The sequence below is a fragment of the Maribacter sp. 2-571 genome (genome assembly GCF_050589625.1).
Taxonomy (GTDB): Bacteria; Bacteroidota; Bacteroidia; order Flavobacteriales; family Flavobacteriaceae; genus Pelagihabitans.
Map to the genome: position 1 here is coordinate 38,972 of NZ_JBNGOP010000024.1, position 12,328 is coordinate 51,299.

General features: G+C 44.1%; 7 protein-coding genes. 3 read left to right on the forward strand and 4 right to left on the reverse strand.

The window, feature by feature from the left end:
* The first annotated feature begins 32 nt into the window (after positions 1–32).
* Together ACRD7P_RS15895 and ACRD7P_RS15900 are read left to right on the forward strand one after the other, a co-directional pair.
* Positions 33–2,798, forward strand: coding sequence for a putative LPS assembly protein LptD (locus tag ACRD7P_RS15895; RefSeq protein ID WP_430908636.1), 2,766 nt, complete (start codon positions 33–35; stop codon positions 2,796–2,798).
* A gap of 43 nt (positions 2,799–2,841) precedes the next feature.
* Positions 2,842–3,222, forward strand: a complete 381-nt coding sequence (locus ACRD7P_RS15900; protein ID WP_430908637.1) for a RidA family protein — start codon at positions 2,842–2,844, stop codon at positions 3,220–3,222.
* Between the two features lie 87 nt (positions 3,223–3,309).
* On the opposite strand, the gene ACRD7P_RS15905 is transcribed toward ACRD7P_RS15900, so the two are convergent.
* The 4 genes from ACRD7P_RS15905 to ACRD7P_RS15920 form a co-directional block, all read right to left on the reverse strand.
* Complete coding sequence (locus ACRD7P_RS15905) at positions 3,310–4,161, reverse strand: N-acetylglucosamine kinase (protein WP_430908638.1); 852 nt, start codon at positions 4,159–4,161, stop codon at positions 3,310–3,312.
* A gap of 244 nt (positions 4,162–4,405) precedes the next feature.
* Positions 4,406–5,407: a type I glyceraldehyde-3-phosphate dehydrogenase gene (gene gap / locus ACRD7P_RS15910; protein WP_430908639.1), complete on the reverse strand. Its 1,002-nt coding sequence runs from the start codon at positions 5,405–5,407 to the stop codon at positions 4,406–4,408.
* Positions 5,408–5,430: 23 nt separating this feature from the next.
* Positions 5,431–6,417 (reverse strand): 6-phosphofructokinase, encoded by a 987-nt coding sequence (gene pfkA, locus ACRD7P_RS15915; protein WP_430908640.1) that lies wholly within the window; start codon positions 6,415–6,417, stop codon positions 5,431–5,433.
* A 311-nt stretch (positions 6,418–6,728) separates the two neighbouring features.
* A complete protein-coding gene (locus tag ACRD7P_RS15920) occupies positions 6,729–11,207 on the reverse strand; it encodes a translocation/assembly module TamB domain-containing protein (protein WP_430908641.1) in 4,479 nt (1,492 codons plus the stop codon).
* 57 nt (positions 11,208–11,264) lie between these two features.
* On the opposite strand from ACRD7P_RS15920, the gene tsaD reads away from it, so the two are divergent.
* On the forward strand, positions 11,265–12,287 hold the full coding sequence (gene tsaD / locus ACRD7P_RS15925; RefSeq protein ID WP_430908642.1) for a tRNA (adenosine(37)-N6)-threonylcarbamoyltransferase complex transferase subunit TsaD: 1,023 nt from the start codon (positions 11,265–11,267) through the stop codon (positions 12,285–12,287).
* The last annotated feature ends 41 nt before the right edge of the window (positions 12,288–12,328 follow it).

A 12,328-nucleotide genomic window follows, 5' to 3' on the forward strand; every position in this document is an offset into this window, starting at 1 on the left:
GAGCCCGGAACACGGTGTATCACGCACACCCAATGATTACAAAAATAGGATATAAAGCCTTGCAATCAAACAAACATAATTTAGTTTTCCTTTTCCTGTTTTTGATCGGTACGTTTACGGTATTCTCCCAAGAAGATAAAATAGTGGTAATGCCCATTAAAGCGGTGAAAGATACCATTACCGCCCCACTGCTTTCTGCAGAAATGTTGCAGGACTCCACTTTGAACGATTCCACCAAAACCGACTCCCTTGGAAAAAAGAAGAGCATTCTTTTGGATAAAATTCGATACAAAGCCAAGGATTATGTACGATTAAGCCAAAAAGAGCAGAAGATTTACCTGTACAACGAGGCTGAAATTTACTATCAGGATACGGAGCTCAAGGCCGGAATCATTATCATGGACTATGTAAACAATGAGGTGTACGCGGGCAGATTAAAAGATTCGCTCGGCAATTATACGCAACTACCCTTCTTCAAGCAGGGCACTCAGGAAGTGCGGCCCGACTCCATACGGTTTAATTTTGACACCCAAAAAGCGTTGATATGGAACTCCAGGACCGAACAGCAGGCCGATGCCGGAAACTTGGGTAGCGACTCTATGAAAGTGTATGCCGAAATCACCAAAAAGGAAAACGATTCGGTCTACTTTTTAAGCGAAGGAAAATTGACGACTTCAAAGGACACCATCAACCCGGATTATTACATACGGATACGAAAGGCAAAATTTGTGCCTAAGAAAAAGGTCATCGCCGGGCTGAGCAACCTTTATATTGCCGATGTGCCTACTCCGATTGCGCTTCCCTTTGCCTATTTTCCCTTGACCGTGGGCCGAACGGCCGGCCTTATGATGCCTACTTTCGGCAATGACCCAAATCGTGGGTATTTTTTGCAGAACGGAGGATATTATTTTCCCTTTGGAGAGGTTGCCGACCTTACATTGACCGGGGATTTTTACACCAACGGTAGTTACGGGTTTCGAACGCAATCGGTATATGCAAAACGGTACCGATATCGTGGAAATGTAAACTTCCGGTTCGAAAACCTGGTCACTAGCCAAAGAGGGTTCGATGATTATGCACGAAGCACTATATACAACATCCAGATTTCGCATTCGCAAGATACCAAGGCAAGTCCAAACTCCCGGTTTTCGGCCTCTGTTAACCTGGGGAGTAGTTCGTATTTTCAAAACTCTCTAAACCAGTTAAATGTAGGGAACAGGCTCAATAATACGTTGAGCTCCTCCGTTTCCTATTCCAAAACGTTTCCAGAGTATCCGTCCGTGAACATGAGCCTTACCATGACCCATAGCCAAAATACCAGTGCACCGGAAGGGACCGACAATATTCAAATGACCTTACCGACCTTTCAGGCCAGTTTAGAACGTATTTTTCCGTTCGCCAAACGCGATGGTATTAAGAAGGGGGCAATTCAAAATATTAATTTACAATATGATGTGAACGGCCAGAATCGACTGGCCACTAATGACGCCGACTTTCTCACCGCCAAAATGTTCGACAATGCCCAAGTTGGGGCGAGACACCGCGTACCCATCAGCACCAACTTTAAAATCGCCAAGTTTTTCAGTGTTACCATGGGCGGTACCTATGAAGATGTTTGGGCCTTGGAAACGTTTGGCAGACGTTTCGAGCCTGGGGAAAACGGGGAACGGGGCGAAGTGGTCATCGATACCATGAAGGGCTTTGACCGCTTTAACCGATACGGGGTATCCACCAGTGTAGGTACTACCCTTTACGGAACCTTTTTGCTCGGGGAGGATAAAAAAATACAAGCGATCAGACACGTTATGCGGCCATCCATCAGTTATGGATACACGCCATCCTTCGATCAGTTTTTTGACGAGTATGTGAATACGGATACCGATGAAATAGTAGAGTACACCCGTTTTCAGGGGACACTAAATGGAGCGCCCAGTTTGGGTAAATCGAGCAGCCTTAGTTTTTCTCTGGCCAATACCCTGGAAGCAAAGGTACGCGATAGGGACTCTACAGTACTGGAACCCAAAAAAATACCGCTATTATCGAACCTTAACCTTAGTACGGCCTATAACTTTGAAGCGGATTCCCTTAAACTCAGTCCGGTCAACATCAATGGGGGAACCTCTATTCTGGACAATAAGATGAGTATTAACTTTGGTGCCGCGCTGGACGCGTATGCCATTGACAACAACGGCCGTAGAATCGACACTTGGAACATTAACAACGGAGGAAGCCTTTTTCGGCTTACACGGGCCAATTTGAACGTGGGCTACAATATCAGCAGCAAGATGTTTGGAAAAAAGGACGAGGAGGACGAGGAGGACGAAGAACCGGACCCTTATGATTACGTAGCGCAGAGCGGCGGTCGAGACGACGATCTTTTTGGAACGGCCGATAGTCTTTACGGGGACCAAGGTGCTTTTGAGGATGACGATGGCGACGAAGATGTAGAAAACCCGGTATACGCCACCAAAATACCTTGGGATTTTCGGCTTGCCTACGCGGCCACTTATGCGAATACCGCAAGACAGAACGAATTCAGTTCGCACTCTTTAATGTTCTCAGGAAATATCAGCCTTTCCCCACGTTGGAAAATCGGTGGAAATTCGGGTTACGACTTTAAGAACAAAGGTTTTTCCATAACCAACTTGCGTATACAGCGGGACTTAAAGAGTTTTGTAATGCGTTTTAACTGGACCCCTTTTGGTCGGTTTCGACAATGGAACTTTTTTATCGGGATAAAGGCAAATGTACTTAAAGACCTCAAATGGGAGAACCGCAGCCAACCCGTTAGACAATAATGCCCCAGAAGTGACATGAATTCCCATAAAACAGCTTAAGATTATGAAAAAAATCATCAATACACCCAATGCTCCGGCACCCATCGGACCTTATAACCAGGCGATATTGACCGGCAATACGCTGTACATTTCAGGACAAATACCAATGGATCCCAAAACCGGGGAACTGGTGACCGGTGACATTAAAGCGCAAACACAACAGTCGATGGAAAACCTAAAAGCCATCCTTAGCGAAGCGGGCGCTTCCTTCTCCCATGTAGTAAAAGCCAGTATTTTTGTGAAGGACATGCACCAGTTTTCGGCAATAAACGAGGTATACGGCACTTATTTCGACATAGAAACCGCTCCGGCCAGGGAAACGGTAGAAGTAGCGAACCTTCCTAAGTTCGTAGCTGTGGAAATCTCCATGATTGCCGTACTATAGGCTACATCAAAGATGATTTGCCTTACACCCGTTGTATAAAATCAAAAACCCATTCTTGGGCAGATTTTGCTTAAGTTACCTCAGTACTTACAGATTTTCTTTATGAAACTCTACCAAACCATCAATAGGCCGCTGACGGATGACCCCAACAATCAAGTCGTTTCTTTCCAATACCGTAGTGAGCTCTTCCCGCAGGTAGTAGGCAATACTCCCTACAAAATTGATGGGTACTTTGGTGGCCAGCTCAAACTGCATAATGTAGTTGTTGACGAACTGCTGAAACCCCTTGTCGATGACCCCTTTGCAATAGGGATGGTCTTTGTTTTCCACTAAAAACCGTGCAAAAGTAGCCAAGTATGTATTGGGGTTCGGTTGTTTGTACAAGTTTTCCTTAATGACATCGGCGTCAAGGTCGTAGCCCTTGGCAAATTTCATTCCAAGGTCTTGTGGCATTTTATGGAAATAATAATCGCGTATCAGCTTACGTCCAAAAAAGTTTCCACTGCCGTCATCCATTGGGATATAACCCAAGGAAGTCACCTTTTGAAACAGTTGGTGTCCATCGTAATAACTGCAGTTGGAACCGGTGCCCAGAATACATACGATACCTTGGTGACCGATTTTGGTGGTCGCAAAGATTGCTGCATAGGTATCCTCTTTGACCTCCGTTTTTGCTTTGGGAAAAAAGTCCTTGAAAATTGCGGTCAGAAACTGCTTCATACGGTCGGTACCGCAACCGGCGCCATAAAAATACAAGCGGGTCACCTTTTCCTTATTTTTCGAGATCTCAAAATTATTCGCCAAACGGTCTTCTATAACCTCACGGGTCAACACCTCTGGACTAAGTCCCAGGGTCTGCGTCAAAAACAATTGATCTCCTTTTTCATCCAAGGCGATCCAATCCGATTTGGTCGCTCCACTATCCACAATTAATATCATACACAAACGATTTAAAAAAGAATCCCGAAAATAAGCAAAAACACCTATTTTCGGGAAAATACTTTACCTATAATTACTTATGCCATTTTAACTTTGAAATGGCACGTATAGAAATTGAATTATTTTTTAGGTATTCAAGGCGAAAAATCTAAGCATAGCCGTAGCTACGGTTATTTTTTTTAACGAAGAATAACTGAAAAAGAAACCATTTATTAGTGTTATTTCAAAGTTAACATGGTATTATCTACAGGGCGTTGACATACTGTGCCAAATCGATCAACTTATTGGAGTAGCCCGCCTCGTTATCGTACCAAGAAATAATTTTAAAGAACTTGGAATTCAATTCTATTCCCGCACCCGCATCAAAAATACTGGTACGCGCGTCCCCGATGAAATCTTGTGAAACTACGGACTCTTCGGTGTATCCCAAAACGCCTTTCAAATCGCCTTCCGAGGCATTTTTGAAGGTATTTTTAATATCCTCGTACGAGGTCTCTTTCTCCAAACGGACCGTAAGGTCTACAACGGATACATCTGCCGTGGGTACCCTAAAGGCCATTCCAGTCAATTTCCCTACCAATGCCGGTATTACCTTTGTTACCGCTTTGGCGGCACCTGTGGAGGCCGGTATAATATTGAGCATGGCACTTCTACCGCCACGGTAATCCTTTTTGGAAGGTCCGTCAACGGTCAGTTGGGTGGCCGTGGTAGCGTGAACAGTGGTCATCAACGCTTCTTCGATACCGTAGGTATCGTTCAGCACTTTGGCCAAAGGAGCCAAACAGTTAGTGGTACAGGAAGCATTTGAGACGATCATGTCCGATGCTTTTGCTTCTTTATGGTTGACCCCCATAACGAACATTGGGGCATCTTTGGATGGTGCGGAAATGACCACCTTTTTGGCGCCACCGTCAATATGGTACTGCGCCGTTTCCAAAGTGGTGAATATACCGGTACATTCTGCTACGATATCGGCACCTGCTTCGTCCCATTTCAAGTTCTTTGGATCTCGCTCGGCAGTTATCCTTACTTTTTTTCCATTAACGATCAAGTGATCACCGGAAACTTCAACATCACCGTCGAACCTACCGTGAACGGAATCATACTTCAACAAATATGCGAGGTGCTCGATATCCAACAAGTCGTTGATCGCTACCACATCTACATCGTCCCTGCGAACGGTAGCACGAAAAACCATTCTACCGATCCGTCCAAAGCCGTTGATTCCTATATTCAATTTTGCCATTTTTCCTTATTTAAGTATTAGTATTATGTTGTCATTATTTCGGAGACCCGAATGAGTTCTTTATCGATTTTCGTGTGTCCTTTAATCGCCTTGTTAATGGGAGTCAAAATAAGCCGGTTGTCCTGTACCCCTACCATAAGGTTCGTTTTCCCTTCTAAAATGGACTCTACGGCCTTGACACCCATTCTACTGGCGAGTACGCGATCGTAGCAAGATGGTCCTCCACCCCGTTGCATATGCCCCAGAACGGATACCCGTACATCGTATATGGGCAAATGCTCTTCAACATATTCCTTAAGTTCAAAAACGTTTTTACCGGTTTTATCGCCTTCGGCAACGATGACGATACTGGACGATTTTCCCGATTTTTTACTTCGTTTCAACGATTCGAGCAAACGTTCGAGCCCTAAATTTTCCTCAGGGATCAGAATTTCCTCGGCCCCTGCACCTACTCCGGCATTCAAGGCGATATGCCCTACGTCCCTTCCCATAACCTCAACAAAAAACAGTCGGTTATGCGAACTGGCGGTGTCCCTAATTTTATCGATGGCCTCGACCACCGTATTCAAGGCAGTATCAAAGCCAAGGGTGAAAGTAGTACCAAAAATATCGTTATCGATCGTACCGGGGATACCGATCACTGGAAAGTTATACTCCTGGTTAAAGATCATCGCTCCAGTGAAACTTCCGTCGCCACCGATGACCACAAATGCCTCGATACCTTCCTTTAACAGTTGATAATGTGCAATTTTCCGGCCTTCGGCAGTCCTAAAATCGTCACAACGCGCGGACTTCAAAATGGTACCGCCCTTATTAATGATGTTATTCACGCTACGGGCATCCATAGGTTTAAAATCCCCTTCTATCATCCCCTGGTAACCACGATATATAGCTACGCAATCTACCTTCAGATAGGCACAGGTACGAACAACGGAACGAATGGCAGCATTCATCCCGGGAGAATCCCCTCCAGAAGTTAATACTCCTATTTTTTTTATTGCTGACTCCATCAAAAAAATGTAAGCTACAATATTAACAAACTTATTTCAAATTACGAATTGTTGCCCTTCTAAAATTACGGCTTCCACAGCTGATTTTTGATGGATGGCCAAAGGGTTTCAAAAAAAGACACGGAACTGAAAACATCAAACAAATTTTATTTCAAATAACTGAAAATCAATAATTTAATCTCAAAAAAAGTGCTGTGTTTCGAAAATCGAATCGATTTGGATACAAGATTTTAATACAATTCAAACGTTTGCGTTCACCCGAGTATTACGGGGTGTTATATGAAACGATTTTGAAAAATTGTGTGTTAAAATTATGGGAGCCCCTTTGTTCTGCTCTTGGGGGTGATGCGTATTAAACTGTCCCTTCCCATTACGGCGGTCGGCGAGGCTTTTAATTTGACCGGGGATGACGGGTTTTCTTCATCTTGTTTTTTATTTTTTTTACGGACCACTTTTCTAAAAAGTTCTTGAAAACTATCGAAGTCCACTTCGTACGACAGGCCTACCCCTTGTGTGGAGCCGATACGTTCGGCCAAAAACTCCTGTATTTCGCTCTCACGGCTAAAAAATTTGGCGCTTACGGTACCTTCCTCGTTCAATAACAACTGTATTTCGAAATCTCCCGCGACCACTGTGGTTCCTGCGGCCCCTACGGGCACACCCACTTTTCCGTTGAACAACAGCCGATCACTCAATTTGGAGGATACGGTGACCCCTAGCCTGTCCTCGACCTGTGTTTCGGCCAGCACATCGCCCTGTACATAGGATACCCCGAAGTTAAATTTATCGTTGTCCCCACTTAGCAACGAATTAAAAAGTCCGGAAGCCGATTGCAATAAATTGCCCGTTACGGCCTGCTGGTTGATTCCGCCTTGCTGGCCTGCGAAAGACCCTTGTGTTAACAGAAAGATGGCATTACGCTCTTCTACAGTAGGGTCTTGTAGGCTATACTCCAATTCGGACTGTATGATAGAATTGGTTCCGGGAAATTCAATATTGAAATCGATACCGGGATTTTGGATCTGTTCGGTAAGTTTGATGACCACGTCGACTGGAATCTGTCGGGTATAGTTATTGTTGACCAACAGCGGCGAGGGGTTGGCCTGCAGATTATACACCGCCTCCATGTTCAATAAGGCATCCAAAGGTTTGCCGTCCCAAACAATATTCCCTCCGGGACGTACATCAAAGACTTTGTTAACAATACCGCCAAAGCGGTAGTTATATTTTCCGGTAACCACTACAAATTCCCCGAACATCTCAAATGCGCCCCGAGTGTTGATCCGCATGAGCAACAGCCCCCGACCGGTACCCGAAAGCGTACTACCAGTTTCGGTATCGGTAACGATCTGCACCTCCGCTTCGGGTGTGATATCCAGGTCAAAGGTAAGTTCCAACCCCTGAACATCATTAAGGGTGCGCCTTACGGCAATGTCGTTAACGGTATTTTTATCGATGAAGTTGATAAAAGAATAGTCTCCTACACTGGCAACATCGCTCAACGGTATGGAAAGGGAAGTACCTCTTGCAGTGCTTCCTACCACATCGATATTCAAGCCTTTGGTCGGGCCATATATCCTTCCCGTACCGTTCAAGAATCCCGTACCGTAGTAAAGTTCGTCATCATCGGGCGGGGTATTCAGGATCAATAGTCGGTCATTATTGGTATCGACGTTCAGGTCCAACGCCCAATCCTTGAAAAAACTATGGGTTATGGTACCGTCCAAAGTGGCCTGGGTATTTTCGGCCACATCGGTAATGGATATATTTTCAAAATCAAAGGTCTGATCGAACAAATTCACCCTGGAGTTGTTCGCAAAACTATAGTCGACATTTAAATAGGGAATTGCGATGCCGGCATCGTCCAAGGTGAGAAGACCGCTAAAATCGGGGTTATCCACCGGACCCTTTACCCGGGCATTTCCGTTCAAGCGGCCACGAATACGATCGATGACCCCTTCGCCCAATGGGTTAAAAGGTTCCAGATCAAACCGATTGAAATTCACCAGCAAATCGGCCGTAGGCATCTCCCCTTTTTTGCGCACGTTCCCAACAATGGCCAATTTTTCTTCTCCCTTGTCCGTAATTTGGGAGTTGACTATAAAGTCGGTCAGATCACGGTTTCCGGCAATACTTACGGCCAAGTCCCCCAAACGGATATCATTGACCGATAGATCGACAACATTCAGGTTGGAAGACGGAAGGTAAATGCCGTCTTTTTGAAAAACATTCAAGATCCCGTTTACCTCTCCCTTGAGTTTTAAGCTATCTATGGCCGGGGTAATCTTGTCGAGAGACACTATTTTAAACTCCAACTGTAAATCTTTGAAGGTAGAATCCGCCAACTGACCTTTTAACCTAATTTGCTCGGAAACCTCGTTATTCATTACAATTTCCTGAATGCTAACGCTGTCCAAGGAACGGTTAATGATAACTTTGTTCTTGCTATCGTTGAATTTGTTCAAAATCCACTTGTTCCCCTTAAAACTGACATCCGATTGCTTGAAACCGATGACCGATTTGTTCTGTTGATTAAAAGTGTGGTAGAAATTTAGGTTGTATATATCGTTATACTCACTTCCTCCGTTAAATTCTGCCCTGAAAAACAGCGTATCCTTTAGGGTGGTGTTTATGATGTTAAAGTCTTTCACATCATAATACGGGTTGGAAAGGTCCCCAACCGAAACGAAGGTGTTGAACAGGGGATTTTTATTATCGATCTGTAGATCGATATTTTCCGCTTTGGAACCATATGCCTGTATGAGCGGAGATTTAAAAGTCAGCTTAAAGTCCCCTTCGTCGGCCACGATATCTCCCTTGATAAAGGTATTCGGGTCAAAATTTACTTCAGGAAAGAACACCCCTACGATCTTATTGTAAATTTTAAAATTAAAGGCTAGTTTTTGTCCAGGAGAAATTTGAAAGGGCCGGTAGTTCGTATAAATGCTACCTAAGGAATTTTGTACCAGTTTGCCCAATTCCTTTACCTTAAAATTGCCCCGCATGTACCCCGTAATGATGTCGGGCGAATTGATATCGATTACTCTGGTGGAGTCATTTTCAAAGGTGGCCGATACTTTAAAGTCTTCAAAATAATAAGTGTCGTTCTTGTTCTGAAAGTTGGTTTTGGAGAATTTGATGTCCCCTACCAAGTTATCCAAGGTATTTCCGGTAACATCCATATTCACGTTACCTTTGAAAATGGAAACACTGTCCTTTATAAAATTCAGTTTTTTAAGGTCGGCATAGTCTACGTTGGCAATAAAGTTAAAATTGTTACGGTCGGGCGCGAAATCGGCCAATCCCTTAAAATTGAATTTTAAATTTTCATCATTGCTTATCAAGCTACCGTCGAAAAGCTGTTCCTTTAAAATTCCGGATACTTTTAAATTGTTATACTCGTAGTTGTTAAAAACGATGGAATACACCTCTCCAATAACTTCGGTATTGAGGTTCTTTGTCAAAAAACTCTTTCCTTCCACATTAAAGTCGAGCGTCGTTTTTCCCAAACGTTCGTTCTCCACAAAATCGCCAAGGTCAAAATCGATCAACGAAACAAAACCTTCGTAAGCCGCCTCATCGATATTATTAATGTTGGTCAAGGTCATATCGGTATAACTGCTTCCTATGGCCGTATTTACGTTTACTTTGGCATCGATAGAAGTTTCCGTTACCATGGCATTCCCCCTAATGGTAAACTGGCCCAGTTTTTTAAAAATGGAGGGCGGCAACGACTTGCCCAGAATATTGGGCATTAACGCGTTCAGCTGATAATAACTGGAGCTAACGTTTTTCATTTTGGCCTGCATCAAAAATGGACGCCGCTTGCTAAAAAGGTTTTTAAAATTAAAATCCCCTCGGATTCCCGTATTATCAGAAAGCAAAAACAGATCTTCCAAGTTCAGGTCGTTCAACACTCCGTTAAAATTGGAGGAAAACGAAACCTCTTTCCCCTTCCCAAACTGGTCGTACAACAAATTCACCTCGTCAAAGGCGAGGGTAGATTCATTAAAACTGGCATCGACTTTTACCTTGTTCAAAAAATCCTTGAAATCCTTCCGATCGTAATTGAATACCAAGGCCCCGTTCAGTTCAGATCCCGGGGTACGGATGGCCAAGGAATCGAAACGCATTTGTTGTTTGGTATACTTGAAGTCCGTTCGCAGCGTATCGACCTGTACGCCCCTGCCGCTGTGGAACGACATGGTCTCTATTCCTGTGGTCACTTCCGGACCAAGGATTTGAAAATCTTTTGCGGCAATATCAAGGCTACGAAAATCCAACGCTACGGGCCGTTGTAAATTTTCGTCTATCATTTTAAAACGACTGTTCCTTACGGAAATGGAAGAAGATGAAAAATAAAAAGGGGGCGTACCGGGCGCCCTAGGTTTGCCATCGTCCAGTTTATCGATAAATACCTCTAAATTGGTGCTGCTACTGTCCTTGTAAGTCGTCAACTTAAAATCGAGCTTATCCACCTCAATATCCCCAAACTCCAGCTTGCCCTTTACCAGGTTCCGCGCATTCAAAATTGAAGTGCTCAGTTCGTTTACATAAAACAGGGTATCCCGTCTAAAATCTTCGATAAGCACCCCTTCCAAGGAAGTGTCCCAGGAAATCAGCGAGATATGGAGCTTTTCGATATTGATATTGGTCCCGAACTCGGTATTGATGGACTCCGTGGTATACCGGGCCAAGCGGGTCTGCACAAAGGGAAGCGATAAAATAAGGGTTCCGAACACACAAAGCAGTACCAAGACCAGTACCGTTCGAATCAATATTTTTTTCAATTTTTTGATAAGGCCTTATGTTTTACCTTTGGGCGTCCAATTTTTATTCCAAACCCGGTGGAAAAGGAAACTATTTACATTCTTGCTATCGAATCGTCTTGCGATGATACTTCTGCGGCAGTTTTACAAGGCGACAAGGTACTCAGCAATGTCGTTGCGACCCAAAAAATTCACGAGCAATATGGTGGAGTGGTTCCCGAATTAGCATCAAGGGCGCACCAGCAAAATATTGTTCCCGTAGTTCACCAGGCATTGGCCGAAGCAAATATCGATAAAAAACTAGTATCGGCCATAGCTTTTACAAGAGGTCCGGGACTTATGGGCTCGTTATTGGTAGGAACCTCCTTTGCGAAATCGATGTCGTTGGGACTTGGTGTTCCCTTAATAGCCGTAAATCATATGCAGGCCCATATTTTGGCCCATTTTATAGCCGATGAAAAAAGTACTCCCCCAAGCTTTCCTTTTTTAGCGATGACCATCAGTGGCGGACATACCCAAATTGTGCTGGTGAAGAACTATTTTGACATGGAGATCATTGGGGAGACCTTGGACGATGCCGTTGGTGAGGCTTTTGATAAAAGTGCCAAACTGCTAGGGCTACCCTACCCGGGAGGACCATTGATCGATCGCCATGCGCAACATGGAAATCCGAATGCGTTTGTGTTTCCAAAGCCAAAGGTCGCGGGGCTCAACTTTAGCTTTAGTGGACTAAAGACCAGTATTCTATACTTTTTACAGAAAAAAACGGCGGAAAATCCCGATTTCATCAAAACACATTTAAATGATATTTGTGCTTCCATTCAGCATCGGATCGTTACCATTTTGATGGATAAACTGCAAAAAGCGGTAAAAGAAACGGGCATCAAAGAAATTGCCATCGGCGGAGGAGTCTCTGCAAATAGCGGAATTCGAAAAGCACTTATGGAAATGGAAGCTACCCATGAATGGCGAACCCATATCCCTCGATTGGAATACTGTACCGACAACGCGGCCATGATCGGTATCGTAGGATACTACAAATTCAAGGAAAACGATTTCTCGAAACAGACCGTTAGTGCCAAGGCTAGATTCTCCATATAACGGCCATGTCCGGTTGAAACAAAAATGGCAGGTTAACGATT

Coding starts and splice junctions, on each gene's coding strand:
- pfkA (WP_430908640.1), bottom strand. CDS start 6,417: ATGGAGTCAGCAATAAAAAAAATAGGAGTATTAACTTCTGGAGGGGAT.
- ACRD7P_RS15905 (WP_430908638.1), bottom strand. CDS start 4,161: ATGATATTAATTGTGGATAGTGGAGCGACCAAATCGGATTGGATCGCC.
- ACRD7P_RS15895 (WP_430908636.1), top strand. CDS start 33: ATGATTACAAAAATAGGATATAAAGCCTTGCAATCAAACAAACATAAT.
- gap (WP_430908639.1), bottom strand. CDS start 5,407: ATGGCAAAATTGAATATAGGAATCAACGGCTTTGGACGGATCGGTAGA.
- ACRD7P_RS15900 (WP_430908637.1), top strand. CDS start 2,842: ATGAAAAAAATCATCAATACACCCAATGCTCCGGCACCCATCGGACCT.